This window comes from Pontibaca salina, from assembly GCF_016307205.1.
Taxonomy (GTDB): Bacteria; Pseudomonadota; Alphaproteobacteria; order Rhodobacterales; family Rhodobacteraceae; genus Pontibaca; species Pontibaca salina.
On the sequence record NZ_JAEIJD010000003.1, the window covers coordinates 1 to 16,891 of the forward strand.

Consider the following 16,891-nt stretch of genomic DNA (forward strand, 5'->3'; position numbering starts at 1 on the left):
ATCGCCGCCGTCAGCGTCGTCTTGCCGTGGTCAACATGGCCAATCGTGCCGATGTTCACATGCGGTTTGTTGCGTTCAAACTTTGACTTTGCCATCGCGTTGGCGCCCTTTTGCATTGATGGGGTCGCGCGGCGACCCGGTTTTCCCTTATACCGCGCGCCTAATATTCACTTCGCAAGTGAAAATCAAGCGTTTGATGCTTCCGTGTCTGGGTTGACAGCAGCAGCACCGGCAGCCGGTTTCTCTGTCGCTTCGGGCCGCTTGTCGAACCATCCGTTTTCACGATGCTGTTCGGCCAGCCACTTGCCGATCTGATCCATGGCATTCTCGGCAAGCCCCTGCATCTGTTGCTCTTTTGTGCGATTGCGACCCGAACCGCCGATCGCGGTTTCCGCTGTCGTATCTTCGAGCACCTGAAAGGTCTCGGTTTTCTCATTCAGCTTTTCACCGGCAGCGTCGTCCCAGACCGTCAGGTTGATGATCAGCATCGAGCGCGGGTTGTAGATCAGCGGCACGCCCTTGGGGGCCAGCATATAGCCCTCGACGCTCATCCCGAAATGATAGAGCTGATCGCCCTCGAACCCGCCGAACCGCCGATCCACGGCCTCGGTCAGCACATCAACCCATTCCTGCTCCGTTGCATCGCGCGAAATCGGGCCTTGCCGCATCTTGCTGGCCACGACGATGTTGTGGCCCAAATGAAACTCGCCCAGATCCTCGGGCGGCTGGCTCGGGTTCAGATTTGTGCAGGCTGTCATCGTCAACAGCGTCGCCAGCAAGGCAAGGATACGGGTCATGGCGTTCTCTCATTCATGCGTTTGGCGAGGAAAATAGTGTAGATATCGGCATGGCGCAAATATCTTGCGCAGATCGGCGGGTAGGACGGGGGCTGCTGCCCCCAATCGCCTACGGCGATTTCCCCCGCGGGTATTTTCAACCAGAAAGATGAAAACCGAGCGCAATATTTTAGGCAAACCGGTTGTTTCGCGGGAATCCATGGGGCGGACGTTTGCCGACGCCGGCGCGCTTGCCCAGCCATTCGCTGAGGTCTGGCTCGTGGCGCGTTCGGCCGCCGCCCATTTGCCAGGTCAGTCCGTTGGCCCAATCGAATGTGGTGACATCCGACAGCCCGCCATCAAGTTCCAGTGCCCCCTGCTTGCCCCGTGCCATGTTGTATTTTTGCATCCGCACGCCCTTGCCGCGCCCCATTTCGGGAAGTTCCGAAATCGGAAAAACAAGGAACCGCGCGTTTTCCGAAATCACCGCCACATGGTCGCCGGTGACCGGCTTGCAGATCCGGGCCTGCGCGCCGTCATTGACGTTCAGCACCTGCTTACCGGCCCTGGTCTGCGCAATGACATCGTTTTCGGTGACAACAAAGCCGTTGCCTTCCGAGGATGCCACCAAAAGCTTGCGATCCGGTGTGTGGATGAAAAGATCGACAATCTCCGCCTCATTGGGCAGATCGACCATAAGACGCAGCGGCTCGCCCATGCCGCGGCCGCCGGGCAGATTGGCCGCCGGGACGGTATAGAAACGCCCGTTCGAGCCGAACACCAGCAACCGATCCGTGGTTTCCGCATGGAAGATAAAACGCGGACCATCGCCGTCGCGGTACTTCAACTCGCGATCGAGGTCGATATGGCCGGTCATGGCCCGGATCCAGCCCATCTGCGAGCAGACCACCGTAATCGGCTCGCGGTCGATCATCGCCTCGAGTGGGACATCAGGCGTCTCGCCCGCTTCGGCCAGCAAGGTGCGGCGCGCACCGCCGGGGTAATCTTTGCCGAATTGCTTCTTTGTCTCTTTCAACTGCTCTGAGATACGCGCCCATTGCTTCGTGGCATCGTCTAATAGAGCTTCCAGTTCGGCGCGCTCCGCCGTCAAATCGCTCTGTTCGCGCAACAGTTCCAGCTCTTCCAAGCGTCGCAGCGAGCGCAGGCGCATGTTCAGAATCGCATCGACCTGCACTTCGCTTAGCGACACCTCGCCCGCCGGCGCGGGCGGCACGTAATCGGCCTCAGTCATGGCACGGACGTGTTCGCGACCCCAGTCCTCGCGCATCAGGGCCGCCCTGGGATCATCGTCATAACGGATGATGTCGATCACCCGGTCGAGATTGAGGAAGGCGATGATGAAGCCTTCCAGCACTTCCAGCCGGTGATCGATCTTGCCGAGCCGATGACGCGCACGGCGCAACAACACTTCTTGCCGGTGATCGAGAAAGGCGCGCAACACCTCCTTGAGCGAGCAAACGCGGGGCGTCACCCCGTCGATCAGCACGTTCATGTTCAGCGAGAAGCGCACCTCAAGATCGCTGCTGCGGAACAGCACACCCATCAGCACCTCGGGGTCGACATTCCGGGAGCGCGGCTCAAGCACCATGCGGACGTCATCAGCGCTTTCGTCGCGGATATCGGCGAGGATCGGCAGCTTCTTGGTCTGGATCAGATCGGCGATCCGCTCGATCAAGCGCGATTTCTGAACCTGATAGGGGATCTCGGTGACTACAATCTGCCACTGGCCACGGCCAAGATCCTCGACTTCCCACTTGCAGCGCAGGCGGAACGACCCGCGCCCGGTACGATAGGCGGTGGCAATGCTCTCGGGCGGCTCGACCAGCACACCGCCAGTCGGAAAATCAGGGCCGGGAACATATTTCAGCAGCGTATCATCGCGCGCGTCGGGGCTGCGGATCAGATGCAGGCAGGCGTCGCAGAGTTCGGCAATGTTGTGGGGCGGGATATTGGTCGCCATGCCCACCGCGATTCCGGATGACCCATTGGCCAGCAGGTGCGGAAACTGCGCCGGCAGCACCACAGGTTCAGAGAGAGTGCCGTCATAATTGGAGCGAAAATCAACCGCGTCTTCGTTCAGGCCGTCGAGCAGCGCCTCGGCGACGATGGTCATGCGGGCTTCGGTATAGCGGGCTGCGGCGGGGTTATCGCCATCGATATTGCCGAAATTGCCCTGCCCGTCCACCAGCGGGTAGCGCACGTTGAAATCCTGTGCCAGACGCGCCATCGCATCATAGATCGCGGCGTCACCGTGGGGGTGGTAATTCCCCATCACGTCGCCGCTGATCTTGGCGGATTTACGGAACCCCCCATTGCTGGCCAGACGCAATTCGCGCATCGCATACAGGATGCGGCGATGCACCGGCTTCAGCCCATCGCGGGCATCCGGCAGCGCACGGTGCATGATCGTGGACAACGCATAGGTCAGATACCGCTCGCCAATGGCGCGGCGCAGCGGTTCGGCGAATTCGCCGGTCTTGGGGGTTTGGTCATCGGTCAGATCGGTCATTCGTGCCTGATACGCCGGCTGCGCACGCCCGTAAAGCCACTCAGTGAAGCCTAGGCGTCGCAACGAATCCTGACAGGGCAGCGCAGAAAGAGGAACCGGCACGCCCTGCTGGCAGTTGTGCTTAAAAGGTGGGCCAGGGGAGAGTTTGTTGTGAAACGCTTTGTTCTTCTGACATTCTTTTTTCTGGGCTGGGCTTTCTACGAAATGAGTGGGGGGAGCGACTTTCGCCCCCCCGAACCGCCGACGGCTATAGCGCAGGCAGAACCGGGCGAAAACCGCCCCACCGCCACAGGAAATTCAGATGGTTTTGATGCCCGCCCGATGATCACGAATTTGCGGGCAAAACCCGAGAAACGGCCAATACAAGAAAGTGCGTCCCGAAAAGATGCCATCCAGACCAGCCTTGAGAGCGGCCCCGTGATCCTTTCGGATTCGCGCGCCGATTCCGGCGATGGCACAGGCGTGCGAGTGGCTACGCTGGAGCCAAATGACATCACTCTTGCACCCTCTGGCCCGCATAAGACCGATTTCCGCGAGATCGACATTCGCCTGGTTATCGGCACCAACGTGAATATGCGGCAAGGGCCGGGAACCTCATATCCGGTGATTGCCCGCATGGATCTGGGCGACAAGGTTGAAGTGCTGAGTGATCCCGGCAATGGCTGGCTACGGCTGCGCAATTTGCGCGAAATGCGGATCGGGTGGATTGCGGCGTCGCTGATTGGCAAGGAGCGCTGAGACGGTTTGCTTGCCCCCAGTACAGCCAGAGGGCATAGCAGCACCAACACGCAGCTAAGAACCGAGCTTCATGCAGAAAACCATTCTTATCACCGGTTGCTCTTCGGGCATCGGCGCGGATGCGGCACACGGATTGCGGGCGCGCGGCTGGCGGGTCTTTGCCTCTTGCCGCCAAGAAGCCGACTGTGAACGTCTGCGCAGCGAGGGGTTCGACAGCCCCCGCATCGACTATTGCGATGAAGATTCCATCCGCGACGGTCTTGCCGAAGTACTCGAGGCCACGGGCGGACGGCTGGATGCGCTGTTCAACAATGGCGCACACCAGATGGCCGGACTGGTCGAGGACCTGCCCCGCGACGGCATGCGCGCGATTTTCGAAGCCAATCTGCTTGGCTGGCACGATCTGACGCGGCAAGTGATCCCGGTGATGCGCGCGCAAGGGCACGGGCGCATCGTACAATGCTCTTCGGTGCTTGGGCTTGTCGCGATTCCTTGGCGCGGGGCCTATATCGCGACCAAATTCGCGCTGGAGGGGCTGAGCGACACCATGCGCGTCGAATTGCGCGGCACCGGTATCGATGTCGTCTTGATCGCACCCGGTCCGATCACTACCAAACTCCGCGAAAAGGGCATCCCCTATTTCGAGCGTTATATCGACTGGAGAAACTCGGCCCGGCGCGCGGATTACGAAGCCCACCTTATTCCCCGTATGTATCAGGACAGCGGGCGCGACCCGTTCGAGCTGGCCGCCTCGGCGGTCACCGCCAAGCTGGTCCGCGCCTTGGACAGCCGCAAGCCAAAACCGCGCTATTATGTGACCACCCCCACCTATTTGGCTGGTTATCTGCGCCGGGTATTGTCGACCCGAATGATCGACCGGATCGTGTCGCGACTTTGAAAAAGCGGTTCGCTTTTTGGCGGACCATGCGCTAGGCCTTGATGCAGAAACAAACAGGAAGCGCAAACGCATGGACGATCCCTTTTTCGTTGTGGTTCTGGTATCGGTACTGGTCGTTGCCGTCATCCTGCTGATCGGGATCGGCGGCTTTGCCAAAGGCGGGAGATTTAACCGGAAGTACAGCAACAAGTTGATGCGCTTGCGGATTGTGGCACAGTTGATCGCGGTTGTGCTGATTGCGATCTATGTTTGGACGCGCGGCTTCGGAGGATAGTAACATGGTAGTCCTGAACAAGATCTACACACGCACCGGCGATGCCGGGGAAACGGCGCTGGGGGATGGCGCCCGGGTGCCGAAATATTCGCCGCGTGTCGCCGCCTATGGCACCACGGATGAATTGAATTCCCATCTCGGGGTTGCCCGGCTGCACGCGCAGGGGGAAACCGATACCGCCCTGTCGCGCATCCAGAACGACCTGTTCGACCTGGGCGCCGATTTGTGTCGGCCCGATATGGCAAGTGACGACAAGGCGGAATACCCGCCGCTGCGGATCAATGACGAAATGGTCAAACGTCTGGAAGCCGAGATCGACGTGATGAATACCAGCCTTGACCCGCTGCGCAGCTTCATCCTGCCCGGCGGCACGGCACTGGCGGCGCATCTGCATGTCTGCCGCACTGTGGCCCGCCGGGCCGAGCGGCTGGCCATCGAATTATCGGCAACCGAGGATGTGAACGGCGCAGCGATCCGTTACCTCAACCGCCTCAGCGACTGGTTTTTCGTGGCGGCGCGCATGGCCAATGATAGCGGCAAGGACGATGTGTTGTGGGTTCCGGGGGCGAATCGATAGCCGCGACGTAATAATGTTGCGCGCGACGCGGCTTTTTGCCCTATTTTCGTGTGCATTGGCCCGCTATCACATGCAGCACTAGTCTTTGGGAACGAGTCGCGCAAGACTCGGCAGTACGAGGAGAGAACCGCAGATGAAGGTATTGGTGCCCGTCAAGCGCGTGATCGATTATAACGTGAAGGTCCGCGTCAAGGCGGACGGAAGCGGCGTCGATCTGGCCAATGTTAAGATGTCGATGAACCCGTTCGATGAAATTGCCGTGGAAGAGGCGATTCGCCTCAAAGAAGCCGGGAAGGTCGAAGAGATCGTCGCCGTGTCGATCGGTGTGAAACAGGCGCAGGAAACGCTGCGCACGGCGCTGGCGATGGGGGCAGACCGGGCCATTTTGGTCGTCGCTGCCGAGGACGTGCATCAGGATATCGAGCCGCTGGCCGTGGCCAAGATTCTGGCCAAGGTGGTCGAAGAGGAACAGCCCGGCCTTGTCATCGCGGGCAAACAGGCGATCGACAACGACATGAACGCCACCGGGCAGATGCTGGCCGCGCTGCTGGGCTGGAGCCAGGGCACCTTTGCCAGTAAGCTCGCGATTGAGGGTGATCACGCGCTGGTCACGCGCGAGGTGGATGGCGGGTTGCAGACGGTCAAGGTCAAGATGCCTACGATTGTGACCGTTGATCTGCGCTTGAACGAACCGCGCTATGCGTCCTTGCCCAACATCATGAAGGCAAAGAAAAAGCCGTTGGAAGAAAAGACCGCCGCCGATTACGGCGTCGACGTCACCCCGCGCCTCGAAATTGTAACGACCAGCGAACCGCCCCAGCGCGCCGCCGGGGTCAAGGTCGGCTCGGTCGATGAACTTGTTGCGAAACTGAAAGAAGCGGGGGCTGTGTGATGGCTGTTCTTCTCCTTGCCGAAGTGACCGATGGTGAACTGGCGCTGGACGCCACCGCCAAAACTGTGACCGCCGCCGCCGAACTGGGCGAAGTCACCGTGCTGTGCTGCGGCACGAGTGCCGCCGCCGCCGGCGACGCTGCCGCGAAGATCGAAGGCGTCGCGAAGGTGCTGGTGGCCGAAAACGAAAGCTTGGGCCATCGTCTCGCCGAATCGACCGCGGCGCTGATCGTCAGCTTGGCCGATGATTACGAACATATCGTGGCCCCGGCGACCACTGACGCCAAGAACGTCCTGCCCCGCGTCGCCGCGCTTCTGGATGTGATGGTGATTTCCGATGTCTCGGCTGTGGTCGATGGCGATACCTTTGAACGCCCCGTCTATGCCGGTAACGCGGTGCAGACGGTGAAATCGAAGGATGTAAAAAAAGTCGTTTCGATCCGCACCTCGACTTTTGACGCCGCCGGAGAGCAGGGCGCCGCGCCAGTTGAAACCGTCAACGCCGCCGAGGACCCCGGCCTGTCGGAATGGGTTGAGGACAAGGTCGCCGAGAGCGACCGCCCTGAATTGACCAGCGCCGGCGTTGTCGTCTCCGGTGGCCGCGGTCTGGGATCAGAAGAAGATTTCGAACTGATCGAAAAGCTGGCCGACAAACTGGGCGGCGCGGTCGGAGCCTCGCGCGCGGCGGTCGATTCGGGCTATGCGCCCAATGACTGGCAGGTGGGGCAGACCGGCAAAGTCGTTGCACCAGACCTATACATCGCTGTCGGCATATCTGGTGCGATCCAGCACCTCGCGGGGATGAAGGATTCCAAGATTATCGTCGCGATCAATAAGGACGAAGAAGCGCCGATTTTTCAGGTGGCAGATTACGGACTGGTCGCCGACCTGTTCACCGCGCTGCCGGAACTGATCGAGAAACTCGACTGATCCAAGGCCGCCCCAGCCCTCGGGATTTGGAAAGGCTCGCCATGATTGGCGGGCCTTTCTATTGTCCATCTCACAAGGCCAACTCCGCCATCAGGCGATCCGCGATGACGCGATGCATGGCCGCACCGATTAAGTGCCCCGCCCCATAGCGACAAGACATTTCATATGGCGAGCGCGCGCTTCTCACTCCAGAATCGTTGCAGCCAACTCAGTTCCTGTTTGTCCGTGATCAGGTTTGCAGCCCATCCGTTGCCATTCAGTCAAACCGAGAATTTGCGATAAATTTGCAGCATCGCGGCCCCTTGTGGCGTCCCCCGCATCGCCGATAAGGTGCTGCAAAATAGCTTGAAGGGCACAATGGATGAGCATTCAGTCAGTCGGTGTGATCGGAGCGGGACAAATGGGCAATGGCATTGCCCATGTTATGGCGCTGGCCGGATATGACGTGCTGGTGACCGACATCAGCCAAGACGCACTGGATGAGGCCCTGTCGCTGATCAAAAGGAATATGTCACGTCAGGTGAGTCGCGAAAAAATCGCGCCCGAAGCCATGGATGCCGCGCTAAAGCAGATCCGGACCACGCTGAAACTGTCGGATCTGGGCCATAGCGACCTGATCATCGAAGCCGCGACCGAACGCGAAAGTGTGAAACAGGCGATATTTGAAGACCTGCTGCCGCATCTCAAACCCGAGACGATCCTCACTTCGAACACATCCTCGATCTCGATTACCCGGCTTGCCAGCGTGACCGACCGCCCTGAACGGTTCATGGGCTTTCATTTCATGAACCCGGTGCCGGTGATGCAATTGGTCGAACTGATTCGTGGCATTGCCACCGACGAGGCGACCTTTAAGGCCTGCAAGGCCGTGGTGGATCGGCTGAACAAAACCGCAGCTTCAGCCGAAGATTTCCCCGGTTTCATCGTCAACCGCATCCTGATGCCGATGATCAACGAGGCGGTTTACACCCTGTATGAAGGTGTGGGCAGCGTGCTTTCCATCGACGAATCGATGAAACTGGGTGCCAATCACCCGATGGGGCCATTGGAATTGGCGGATTTCATCGGCTTGGATACGTGCCTTGCGATCATGAACGTGCTGCATGAAGGATTGGCCGACACCAAATACCGACCCTGCCCGCTTTTGACCAAATATGTCGAAGCCGGATGGCTGGGCCGCAAGACCCAACGGGGATTTTATGATTATCGCGGCGAGACACCGGTACCAACGCGGTAAGGCGACCCAATCCCGCTTTGTGCAAACAGGTCAGCCGCGATCGGCCAATGAAAGGGTATGATCACGCAGCCATGCCATGAAGCCGCGCGGATCGGTCTCCAGCAAGGCCATCTGCTCGTCACTGAGCGGCGGGCCGACCACGGGCGCTTGCGGCTTTTTGCAGGAACGCACGATTTCATGCAGTAAAAGCCCCTGACGCAAGGTGGGGGAAATCCGGCAGGCGATCTGATACCAGCGTGAATTGTGCCCCGGGAAATAGATCGGCACCACCCGCGCGCCTGATCGGCGGATCATCTTGGCGGTAAAGACATTCCATTCCCGCTCAATCGGGGGACCAAACCAATTGTCTGACGACATGACCACGCCCGATGGAAACAGCGCGACGACGCCACTTTGGGAAAGATGCTCCATGGCGGCCGCGCGCATTGCAACCATCTTGCGTTGAACATCGGGATCATGTGGGAAGGGCACCGGGATCATGAAAGATGTCGCCGCCTCGTCGAGTCCGGTCAGAACCGAGCGGGTGAGAATACGATAATCCTCTCGAACACGCCCGATGAGGTCAGCCAGAACCATTCCATCGACCATTCCATGCGGATGATTGGCAACCACAACGACCGGCCCGTCCACCGGAATGTTAGCGATCTGTTCTTCCGGCGTGAGCAGATCAATCCCCATAGTGTCAAGCGCGCCGCGCCAGAACTTCTGGCCGCGATAGCTCTCATTTTCCTTTTCGAAGGCGTTGACCATGCGCAGAATCGTCAGCTTTCCGGTCATCCATTCCAAGGCACGGATTATGAATCTGGTCCGGGGATTGTCGAACGAATTGGCATAGGTCAGTGTGCGCCGATCATAGACTTCGCCCGGTTGGGGTACATCCTCCCCCGCCTTGCCAAGGGTGCTGCCGTCTTGCGTGGTGTCTGCCACTGCTAATTTCATTCCTTAGGGTCGGGGGCTTAAAACCCTTCTCCGAACTTGTCCGCAACGAGGGCTTCAAGTGCTTCGGCAAGCGCCTCGGCATCCGGACCGCTGGTCCGGACCTCAATAGTCGTTCCCCGCGATGCTGCCAACATCAAAAGCCCCATGATACTGTCGCCTGACGCCGACAAGCCGTCGCGCGACACCTCGGCGCAAGCATCGAACCCTTCGACCACTTCGACCAGCTTTGCGGATGCCCGCGCATGCAAGCCTTTTTCGTTTACGATTTTCAATGTTCGCTGGGTCATGGTGATCATCCGGGCCGTCATTCGGCGCTTATATTTTTAGTATTAATGTATTTACGCCCCGCCTCCATAGCCGAGCGTGCGGCGTCGGCCACCGGCAGGTGACGGCTTTTGGCCAGTTTTATCAGCATCGGAAGATTGGCCCCATAAAGAATCCGCCGGTTGGTGACACGTCCGGCCTTCATGCTGAGATTGGAGGGCGAGCCGCCGAACAAATCGGTGACCAATATGACCCCGCCACCGGTATCGACCGCATCTGCGGCGCAGGCGATCTCGCGCTCTTTCTCGGCCCGGTTATGGTCGGCTTCGATGGACACGGCTGCCAGCCCCGGCTGTGAACCGACGACATGCACCATTGCAGCAAGATATTCCCGTGCCAGCCCGCCATGGGCAACGATCACGATTCCGATCACACCGGCCTCTCATCCGTTTTGCGGCGCTCTAGCTCACGATGTCTTATTGACACCTGGCGCCCATCCTCTGCAAGGGCTTTGGCCAGCCCTTCGACCATGGCGACCGACCGGTGTTGCCCGCCTGTGCAGCCAAAAGCAATCGACAGATGCGCTTTGCCCTCGTCCATATAGGCGGGCAGCAGCAGCCGAGTCAGGTCCAGCACCCGGTCGAAAAACGGTGTGAACAACGGATCTTGCGCCACATGCGCGCGAACGTCTTCATCGCGGCCATCCAAAGCGCGTAATTCGGCCACCCAATGGGGATTGGCCAGAAATCGGCAATCGAAGACCATGTCGATGCCCCGCGGCAGCCCGCGCTTATAAGAAAACGAATGCAGCGACAGCGCCAGCGGGAGTCCCGAGCGCGGTGCAAACAGGTGCTCGATCTCGGCGCGCAACTGATGCACGTTCAGTTCCGACGTATCAACCAGCGTATCTGCACGCACCCGGATCGCCACCAGCAGATCCCTCTCGCGCGCGACTCCGATTTCCGGGCTTTCTCCGGGTGCCATCGGGTGCCGGCGGCGGGTTTCGGAAAACCGGCGCAGCAGGATCTCCGTCCGGCAATCAAGATAAAGCACGGTCAGATCCATATCCGGTCGCACCGACAACCGGTCGATCATTTCGATCAGCGGCATCGTGGCAAAATCGCGGTTTCGCGTATCGATGCCCAAGGCCATCGGGCGCACCGTCGGCGGCCCCTCCAGAAGGCGCGGTAAAAGATGCAGGGGCAGATTGTCGATCGCCTCATATCCCAGATCTTCGAGAACATTGATAGCGGTCGACCGTCCGGCGCCCGAAGGGCCAGTCACCAGCACCAGCCGTGTATTCGAAGGCACCTGCCCACCGTTCATGTTTCTTGCCGTCCCTCCTTGAGGTACTGCATCAGCATTGATGCAAAATGTATGTTTTCAACACGATAAAGCAAGGGCAGTTCCTGCTCTAGAAGCCGTGTGTGACGGAATGGCGGCAGGCGGTGGGATTCGGTGTGGTCCAGATCGACCACCAGATCAAGCGCGGCCTGCTCCGTCGCTTGGGCATTCAGAAGGCCAATGCCGCGCGCCTCGATCAACCCGCGTATCGGGACAGGGGCGCTGGCCATCACGCGATCCCCTCTCCGCCGCAAAATGGTTCGATCGTCAGCGACCAGACGCGCGCCCAAGGCCATAAATGCCAGCGCAAGCGAGGACTTTCCGCTGCCTGATGCCCCCCGGATCAGCAGCCCGCGCCCGTGTGCCGCCACACAACTGGCATGGACAATAACTTCCTCCATCAACGTGGAAGGCTCTCGACAAATCGCGCGCCGGACGGTTCCGAAATGATATCCGCCTTGGTCGGGCGGATATTTTCGGCCCACAGAATGCCATCATATGCCTCGATAAGCTGACGGAAAATCGCAAGCCCAAGCCCTGATTTGTTGCCGATATTCTGTTCCGGGCGCTGCGAATAGAAGCGCGGGAGAACCATGTCCAGAAGATCACGACTTTGCTGCTCTTCCTGCCCCGACTCTGCATCCAAGCGCGAGGCTCGGGCGATATCGCTGGCCGACCGGTGGAGACGGCGCATATCATGGTTAATCACATCCAGAAGCCTCTCACGCTGATCATCGCGCCCGACCCGGCGCAAGGTATTGACCGCCGATTGCAGGCTCGCAAGCGGAGTCTTGATCTCAGGTGCGATATCGGCGGCGAATTGTTCACGTCCCTTGAGCCGAGTATAAAGTGCCGCCACCATTTCGCACAAGGCACGACCGAGGCGGCCCTCGACTATGCGGGTGGTGCTGTCACCGGTTAATTCAGCGGAAGATGCCGTATCACCCACGGACGATCCTTTCGCACGGCGGGCAAGGCCCGGCAGTCGGCCTAGTCCTCGTTATATCTGTATCCGACGCCATATAGTGTCTCGATCGCCGCAAACTCGGGGTCTACCGATCGCAGTTTCTTGCGCAGCCGTTTGATATGACTATCGATTGTCCGGTCATCGACATAAACCTGATTGCCATAGGCGACTTCCATCAACTGATCGCGGCTTTTGACAAAGCCGGGGCGCTGCGCCAGCGCGTGCAGCAATCGGAATCCGGTGGCGGTCAGTATCACGTCACGGCCGCGCCATGTTACATTGTGGCGCAATGAGTCCATACGCAACGGGCCACGGGTCATCACGTGGTGCTCGGCGCCGCTTTCATTTTTGGTGGCCGCGGTTATTTCCTGACGCCGCAACAAGGCACGAATACGCTCGACCAGCAGCCGGTGTGAAAACGGCTTTGTCACGTAGTCGTCGGCCCCCAAGCGCAGCCCCATAACCTCGTCGAGTTCTTCGTTTCTTGCCGTTAGCAGTATCACTGGCATCTGGGTTTTCTGGCGTAGACGCTGCAACAACTCCATGCCGTCCATCCGCGGCATCTTGATGTCCAAAATCCCCATGTCCGGCATCCTGCGGCTGAACGCCTCCAATGCTGCTTGTCCGTCACGATGGGCTTCGACACCGAATCCTTCCGCCTCCAGCGCCATTGAAACCGACGTCAAGATATTCCTGTCATCATCAACCAATCCGATCCTTAGCATCTGAACGCCCCTCTACCGCATATCCGTCATTCGTTGCGTTCGGTGCGCTATCGCATCACCGCGAATCACCCTGACGATCTGCGTCTATTGAGCCAAAAACTTCTTAGTAATGACTGAATTGCCGCAGTTTCGCCCAACTCCGCGAACCGCCCGATAAATGGTGGCGCTAAACCTTAGGGTGATGGCGCTAACTGTGCCAGACGGTCCTGTTCAGCTTACAAAACAACGTGCTAAGACCTTCTATACGGATGTCGGAAAACAGTTTGTGCTCCGCAATCATTCTCAAATCGTCGGCACAGGAGACGGAAAAATGACAGTTGGACGGGTCAACCCGAAATTTCGCCTTGAAGATCAAGGAATCAATGGGCTGGGAAACGTCTATTACAACCTGATCGAGCCGGCGCTGGTCGAAGCGGCGCTTGAACATGGTGAAGGCACGCTTGGTCAAGGCGGCACGCTGCTGGTCACCACGGGCAAGTTTACCGGCCGCTCGCCGAACGACAAACACGTGGTAAAAACCGACAGCGTGAGCGACTCGATCTGGTGGGAAAACAACGCGGCCATGTCGCCCGCGGGATTCGACGCTCTTTATACCGACATGCTGGAGCATATGAAGGGCCGTGATTACTTCGTGCAGGATCTGATCGGCGGCGCCGACCAAGCTCATTCGATCAATATGCGCATGGTCACAGAACTGGCGTGGCACAGCCTGTTCATCCGCCACATGCTGCGCCGTCCAGACAGCGAGGCGTTGGATGATTTCACCGCCGATTTCACCGTCATCAACTGCCCTAGTTTCCGCGCCGATCCAAAGAAACACGATTGCCGCAGTGAAACCGTGATCGCGATGAATTTCGACCGCAAGCTGATCCTGATTGGTGGCACCGAATATGCCGGCGAGAACAAGAAATCGGTGTTCACGCTGCTGAACTACCTGCTGCCGGAACAGGACGTCATGCCGATGCACTGCTCGGCCAACCATGCGCCGGGCAATCCGGTGGACTCGGCGGTGTTCTTCGGCCTGTCGGGCACCGGCAAGACCACGCTGTCGGCTGATCCCGAACGCGTGCTGATTGGAGACGACGAGCACGGCTGGTCCGACCGTGGCATTTTCAACTTCGAGGGCGGCTGCTATGCCAAGACCATCAGCCTGAGCCGCGAAGCCGAGCCGGAGATTTATGCAACGACCACGAAATTCGCCACCGTGATTGAAAATATGGTTTTCGATCCCGACACGCTGGAACTGGATTTCGAGGATGACAGCCTGACCGCGAACATGCGTTGCGCCTATCCGATGCACTATATCTCGAACGCCTCTTCAACAGCGATTGGCGGGCATCCCAAGAACATCATCATGCTAACCTGCGACGCCTTTGGTGTTCTGCCGCCTATTGCGCGGCTGACCCCGGCACAGGCAATGTATCACTTCCTGTCCGGCTTTACCTCCAAGGTGGCCGGAACCGAACGCGGAGTCACCGAACCCGAACCGACGTTCAGCACCTGTTTCGGTGCCCCCTTCATGCCCCGCCGCCCCGAAGTTTACGGTAACCTGCTGCGTGAAAAGATTGCCCAGCACGGCGCGACCTGCTGGCTGGTCAATACCGGCTGGACCGGTGGCGCCCATGGCACCGGCTCGCGCATGCCGATCCACGCCACCCGCGCGCTGCTGACCGCCGCGCTGGATGGCACCTTGACCGAAGGGCAATTCCGCAAGGACGAGAATTTCGGCTTCGAGGTGCCGCTCACCGCACCGAACGTACCCGAAGTGCTGCTCAACCCCCGCCGCACATGGGACAACCCCGAATCCTATGACCGGCAAGCCGCCCGACTGGTCGAATTGTTCGCCAACAATTTCGAACAATATCTGCCCTATATTGATGACGACGTGAAAGCCGTTAAGATTGGCTGACCGCTCATCACCTTAAATTCAGAACGCCCCGCACCAAAATGCGGGGCGTTTTCCTTTCTGCGCTGATGACAGCCACAGCAACCGGTCGCGCAACTATCATTCGAACTGGTGCCGCCTTTAGTATTTATGTTGCGCCGCAGCTGCGAAGTGATTAGGACCGAATCCGTGCGACAGAAGGAATAGAGCCATGGCCCATGACGGACAGGACCCGACTATGAACGATATTGCAGAAACCGCCACGATCCTGCCGGATCTTCTGACCCTGACCCGCGCGACATTAAACCCCGTAGATGTGGTCTTTGAAACCGCGCGCGACCGGCTGCGCAATCAGGTCAGCACAGATGGCCGCGTTTCCGGCGCACTGGTCGAGGCCCAACAATCCGCCGCCCACGGGCTGGCCTGGCTGGAAACCTACCGTCAGAGCCTGACGCAAATGCAGGCTTGGGCCGAACGGCTGAACGACCAAGGCCGCTTGAGCGAGATGGAGAAACTGATTCACCAGATCGCATTCGGTGAATATCTCTCGCAGATCGCCGGCGGCATTCCGATGAGCCAAGGCGAGATCATCCGGCTTCAGGATATGGGGCTCTCACAAGACGAGCGGCGCGCTTTGATGACCCCGGAGGTCGTCGCGCTGTGCGAGACTGGCAACAACCAGAATGCCCGCACCCGCCTTGTGGAACTGATGCAGGACCAGACCGCCAATGCCACCTTCGGGGCCACCGGGCTGGACGAGGAACTGGAGATGATCCGCGACCAGTTCCGCCGCTATGCCAGCGAAAAAATCGCCCCCTTCGCCCATGACTGGCACCTCAAGGACGAGTTGATTCCGATGGAGGTGATCGAGGAATTGGCCGAAATGGGCGTGTTCGGCCTGACCATCCCCGAAGAACACGGCGGGCTCGGCCTGTCCAAGGCGTCGATGTGCGTGGTCAGCGAAGAATTATCGCGCGGCTATATCGGCGTCGGCTCTCTGGGCACCCGAAGCGAAATCGCTGCCGAGTTGATCCTGTGCGGTGGCACCGAGGCGCAGAAGGCGCAATGGCTGCCGAAGATCGCCAGTGCCGAGATTCTGCCCACGGCCGTATTCACCGAACCCAATACCGGCTCGGATCTGGGCAGTTTGCGCACCCGCGCAGTCAAGGATGGCGATGATTACCGTGTCACTGGCAACAAGACCTGGATCACCCATGCCGCGCGCACCCATGTGATGACCCTGCTGGCGCGCACGGATCCCGACAGCACCGACCATCGTGGCCTGTCGATGTTCTTGGCGGAAAAGACTCCTGGAGCGGATGCAGAGCCCTTCCCCACCGAAGGCATGACCGGCGGCGAGATCGAGGTGTTGGGCTATCGCGGCATGAAGGAATACGAACTCGGCTTCGACAATTTCCACGTCAAGGGCGAGAATCTGCTGGGCGGCGAAGAGGGCAAGGGCTTCAAACAGCTTATGGAGACCTTCGAATCGGCCCGTATCCAGACCGCGGCACGCGCCATCGGCGTGGCGCAATCGGCGCTCGACATCGCCATGCAATACGCGGTAGAGCGCAAACAGTTCGGCAAATCCCTGATCGAATTCCCGCGCGTCTCGGGCAAATTGGCGATGATGGCGGTCGAAATCATGGTGGCGCGGCAGCTGACCTATTTCAGCGCTTGGGAAAAGGACCATGGCCGCCGCTGCGACCTCGAGGCCGGCATGGCCAAATTGCTGGGCGCGCGCGTCGCTTGGGCGGCCGCCGATAACGGCCTGCAAATTCACGGTGGCAACGGCTTTGCGCTGGAATATCAGATTTCCCGCGTGCTCTGTGACGCGCGTATCCTCAACATCTTCGAGGGCGCGGCCGAGATTCAGGCACAGGTGATTGCGCGGCGTCTGCTGGGCTAAAAGCGCC

General features: G+C 59.4%; 18 protein-coding genes and 1 pseudogene. 9 read left to right on the top strand and 10 right to left on the bottom strand.

What is annotated here, in order from left to right:
* From JAO82_RS04895 to parC, 3 genes are all read right to left on the bottom strand, one after another.
* On the bottom strand, positions 1-95 hold a 95-nt coding region (locus JAO82_RS04895), incomplete at its 3' end, for a GTP-binding protein (RefSeq protein WP_198685248.1).
* A 90-nt stretch (positions 96-185) separates the two neighbouring features.
* Positions 186-797, bottom strand: coding sequence for a hypothetical protein (locus JAO82_RS04900; RefSeq protein WP_198685249.1), 612 nt, complete (start codon positions 795-797; stop codon positions 186-188).
* Positions 798-966: 169 nt separating this feature from the next.
* The gene (parC, locus tag JAO82_RS04905; protein WP_198685250.1) at positions 967-3,306 is read right to left on the bottom strand and encodes a DNA topoisomerase IV subunit A; all 2,340 of its coding nucleotides are present in this window, start codon (positions 3,304-3,306) and stop codon (positions 967-969) included.
* Positions 3,307-3,456: 150 nt separating this feature from the next.
* On the opposite strand from parC, the gene JAO82_RS04910 reads away from it, so the two are divergent.
* The 7 genes from JAO82_RS04910 (at position 3,457) to JAO82_RS04940 (ending at position 8,851) form a co-directional block, all read left to right on the top strand.
* Positions 3,457-4,044 (top strand): SH3 domain-containing protein, encoded by a 588-nt coding sequence (locus JAO82_RS04910; RefSeq protein WP_332872485.1) that lies wholly within the window; start codon positions 3,457-3,459, stop codon positions 4,042-4,044.
* Between the two features lie 70 nt (positions 4,045-4,114).
* Positions 4,115-4,942, top strand: coding sequence for an SDR family NAD(P)-dependent oxidoreductase (locus tag JAO82_RS04915; protein ID WP_198685251.1), 828 nt, complete (start codon positions 4,115-4,117; stop codon positions 4,940-4,942).
* Between the two features lie 70 nt (positions 4,943-5,012).
* On the top strand, positions 5,013-5,216 hold the full coding sequence (locus tag JAO82_RS04920; protein WP_198685252.1) for a twin transmembrane helix small protein: 204 nt from the start codon (positions 5,013-5,015) through the stop codon (positions 5,214-5,216).
* A 4-nt stretch (positions 5,217-5,220) separates the two neighbouring features.
* Positions 5,221-5,793: a cob(I)yrinic acid a,c-diamide adenosyltransferase gene (locus JAO82_RS04925; protein WP_198685253.1), complete on the top strand. Its 573-nt coding sequence runs from the start codon at positions 5,221-5,223 to the stop codon at positions 5,791-5,793.
* 133 nt (positions 5,794-5,926) lie between these two features.
* Entirely contained in the window at positions 5,927-6,685 is a 759-nt protein-coding gene (locus JAO82_RS04930) for an electron transfer flavoprotein subunit beta/FixA family protein (protein ID WP_198685254.1), read from the top strand.
* Positions 6,685-7,614, top strand: a complete 930-nt coding sequence (locus tag JAO82_RS04935; protein WP_198685255.1) for an electron transfer flavoprotein subunit alpha/FixB family protein — start codon at positions 6,685-6,687, stop codon at positions 7,612-7,614. Before JAO82_RS04930 ends, JAO82_RS04935 begins: the two co-directional genes overlap by 1 nt.
* Before the next feature lie 361 nt (positions 7,615-7,975).
* Positions 7,976-8,851: a 3-hydroxybutyryl-CoA dehydrogenase gene (locus JAO82_RS04940; RefSeq protein WP_198685256.1), complete on the top strand. Its 876-nt coding sequence runs from the start codon at positions 7,976-7,978 to the stop codon at positions 8,849-8,851.
* 30 nt (positions 8,852-8,881) lie between these two features.
* Here JAO82_RS04940 and JAO82_RS04945 read toward each other — a convergent pair whose 3' ends face one another.
* From JAO82_RS04945 to JAO82_RS04975, 7 genes and pseudogenes are all read right to left on the bottom strand, one after another.
* Complete coding sequence (locus JAO82_RS04945) at positions 8,882-9,778, bottom strand: lysophospholipid acyltransferase family protein (RefSeq protein ID WP_332872486.1); 897 nt, start codon at positions 9,776-9,778, stop codon at positions 8,882-8,884.
* Between the two features lie 29 nt (positions 9,779-9,807).
* Positions 9,808-10,077 carry an HPr family phosphocarrier protein gene (locus JAO82_RS04950; protein WP_198685258.1) on the bottom strand — a complete coding sequence of 90 codons (270 nt, stop codon included), beginning with the start codon at positions 10,075-10,077 and terminating at the stop codon, positions 9,808-9,810.
* 17 nt (positions 10,078-10,094) lie between these two features.
* Entirely contained in the window at positions 10,095-10,487 is a 393-nt protein-coding gene (locus tag JAO82_RS04955; protein WP_198685259.1) for a PTS sugar transporter subunit IIA, read from the bottom strand.
* Positions 10,484-11,380: an RNase adapter RapZ gene (gene rapZ / locus JAO82_RS04960; RefSeq protein ID WP_198685260.1), complete on the bottom strand. Its 897-nt coding sequence runs from the start codon at positions 11,378-11,380 to the stop codon at positions 10,484-10,486. Before rapZ ends, JAO82_RS04955 begins: the two co-directional genes overlap by 4 nt.
* The gene (locus tag JAO82_RS04965) at positions 11,377-11,799 is read right to left on the bottom strand and encodes an HPr kinase/phosphorylase (RefSeq protein WP_198685261.1); all 423 of its coding nucleotides are present in this window, start codon (positions 11,797-11,799) and stop codon (positions 11,377-11,379) included. The genes rapZ and JAO82_RS04965 overlap by 4 nt, the downstream gene beginning before the upstream one ends.
* A pseudogene (locus JAO82_RS04970) lies at positions 11,799-12,287 on the bottom strand (histidine kinase dimerization/phospho-acceptor domain-containing protein); the annotation flags it as partial. The gene JAO82_RS04965 and the pseudogene JAO82_RS04970, both read right to left, overlap by 1 nt.
* Positions 12,288-12,388: 101 nt before the next feature.
* Entirely contained in the window at positions 12,389-13,090 is a 702-nt protein-coding gene (locus JAO82_RS04975) for a response regulator transcription factor (protein WP_198685262.1), read from the bottom strand.
* A 310-nt stretch (positions 13,091-13,400) separates the two neighbouring features.
* Here JAO82_RS04975 and JAO82_RS04980 point away from each other — a divergent pair, with 310 nt between their 5' ends.
* Positions 13,401-14,999, top strand: a complete 1,599-nt coding sequence (locus JAO82_RS04980; RefSeq protein WP_198685263.1) for a phosphoenolpyruvate carboxykinase — start codon at positions 13,401-13,403, stop codon at positions 14,997-14,999.
* Between the two features lie 187 nt (positions 15,000-15,186).
* On the top strand, positions 15,187-16,884 hold the full coding sequence (locus tag JAO82_RS04985) for an acyl-CoA dehydrogenase family protein (protein WP_198685264.1): 1,698 nt from the start codon (positions 15,187-15,189) through the stop codon (positions 16,882-16,884).
* Positions 16,885-16,891: the final 7 nt, after the last annotated feature.

Excerpts from the sequence above, each read along its gene's own strand:
- JAO82_RS04930 (WP_198685254.1), top strand. The coding sequence starts at position 5,927 with ATGAAGGTATTGGTGCCCGTCAAGCGCGTGATCGATTATAACGTGAAG.
- JAO82_RS04975 (WP_198685262.1), bottom strand. The coding sequence starts at position 13,090 with ATGCTAAGGATCGGATTGGTTGATGATGACAGGAATATCTTGACGTCG.
- JAO82_RS04920 (WP_198685252.1), top strand. The coding sequence starts at position 5,013 with ATGGACGATCCCTTTTTCGTTGTGGTTCTGGTATCGGTACTGGTCGTT.
- JAO82_RS04900 (WP_198685249.1), bottom strand. The coding sequence starts at position 797 with ATGACCCGTATCCTTGCCTTGCTGGCGACGCTGTTGACGATGACAGCC.
- JAO82_RS04980 (WP_198685263.1), top strand. The coding sequence starts at position 13,401 with ATGACAGTTGGACGGGTCAACCCGAAATTTCGCCTTGAAGATCAAGGA.
- JAO82_RS04985 (WP_198685264.1), top strand. The coding sequence starts at position 15,187 with ATGGCCCATGACGGACAGGACCCGACTATGAACGATATTGCAGAAACC.
- parC (WP_198685250.1), bottom strand. The coding sequence starts at position 3,306 with ATGACCGATCTGACCGATGACCAAACCCCCAAGACCGGCGAATTCGCC.
- JAO82_RS04915 (WP_198685251.1), top strand. The coding sequence starts at position 4,115 with ATGCAGAAAACCATTCTTATCACCGGTTGCTCTTCGGGCATCGGCGCG.
- JAO82_RS04940 (WP_198685256.1), top strand. The coding sequence starts at position 7,976 with ATGAGCATTCAGTCAGTCGGTGTGATCGGAGCGGGACAAATGGGCAAT.
- rapZ (WP_198685260.1), bottom strand. The coding sequence starts at position 11,380 with ATGAACGGTGGGCAGGTGCCTTCGAATACACGGCTGGTGCTGGTGACT.
- JAO82_RS04950 (WP_198685258.1), bottom strand. The coding sequence starts at position 10,077 with ATGACCCAGCGAACATTGAAAATCGTAAACGAAAAAGGCTTGCATGCG.
- JAO82_RS04935 (WP_198685255.1), top strand. The coding sequence starts at position 6,685 with ATGGCTGTTCTTCTCCTTGCCGAAGTGACCGATGGTGAACTGGCGCTG.
- JAO82_RS04925 (WP_198685253.1), top strand. The coding sequence starts at position 5,221 with ATGGTAGTCCTGAACAAGATCTACACACGCACCGGCGATGCCGGGGAA.
- JAO82_RS04965 (WP_198685261.1), bottom strand. The coding sequence starts at position 11,799 with ATGGAGGAAGTTATTGTCCATGCCAGTTGTGTGGCGGCACACGGGCGC.